The 1,148-nt window shown below is 59.1% G+C and carries 1 protein-coding gene; it reads right to left on the bottom strand.

Annotated features, from left to right (window positions below):
- Positions 1–14: 14 nt before the first annotated feature.
- A complete protein-coding gene (locus NKJ94_RS37365; RefSeq protein ID WP_352532782.1) occupies positions 15–920 on the bottom strand; it encodes an alpha/beta hydrolase in 906 nt (301 codons plus the stop codon).
- Positions 921–1,148 lie beyond the last annotated feature (228 nt).

Genomic DNA, 1,148 nt, shown 5'->3' with positions numbered 1-1,148 from the left:
GCCTCACCCAAGGGTTATAAATATTCGCGGACAAACATGCCGGCGCTGTGAAGAGCGCGCCAACCGGCACTCAACCCCGCATTCCAAACCGGCCAAGCGTGAATCATATGCGGCCAAATTTCGAGACGTACTTTGACGTCAGCCGCGCCAGCGGCTTCCGCGAGCCGAGTTGCGTCCGACAGCAGCGTCTCGGCCGAACCGACTTGTATCAGCATTGGGGGAAATCCGCTCAGATCGGCGAACAACGGCGAGATCAGGGGATCGCTCCGACCAACGCCATGGGGAACATAGGCGGTTGCCAGTTCCTCCAAATACGCCCGGTGGATGATAGGGTCGATCGCGTCCTTAGTTGATAGTGTCGCGCCGGACATCGAAAGGTCCGTCCATGGCGAAACCAGCCAAAGACATCGCGGCAACCGCGCCCCTGCCGCGCACAATATACTGACCAAGCACAGGGTGAGGTTGCCGCCCGCACTGTCTCCGCCAACCACGATGCGATCCGGCGCGATCCCTTGCCGGCTCAGAAAGCGCCATGCGGTGAGTGCATCTTCATGTTGCGCAGGGAAAGGATGTTCCGGTGCGCGTCGATAGTCGACCGCGAGGGTGCGCATTCCCGTTGCTCGACCTGCCTCAGTCACCATTCGACGATGACTTTTGAGAGAGCCGGAGCAGTAGCCACCACCGTGGAAAAAGAGCAGAACCTTATCCCTGTCACTCTCAGGCGCTAGGGACCACTCTCCCTCGAGCCCATCGAAAACCGCATCCTCGCATCGGATGTCGTCCGCAATCGGCCACACCGAACCAACCTCGTCGAGCCGTGCCCGGCGTTCGTCCCAGCCCACCGATCGTGGCTTTGACGTCAACAACCGGCGGACGGCGTTAATCTCCGTCAGATCGAGGTGTTCATCCACATCGCCCATTTTGCTTCCCTAGCCTCATCAAGCGTAGAAAACGGCGGACAGCAGCAGCCACACGTCATCCATAAAGCGCCAATGCCAGCGCTGGGAATTTTTCGTTATAATTGCGCCATGGCGAATACACGGGACGACATGGTCGCCCGTGAACCCGCTCGTCATCTTTTAGCACTGACCCACCCCCCGCACATGGTCGAATATTCCATCTGATATTTGGCCGCTGCGGGTCACAAG

The sequence above is a fragment of the Mesorhizobium sp. M0060 genome (assembly GCF_040323155.1).
Lineage (GTDB): Bacteria > Pseudomonadota > Alphaproteobacteria > Rhizobiales > Rhizobiaceae > Mesorhizobium.
This window is presented reverse-complemented; position numbering and strand designations above follow the sequence as displayed.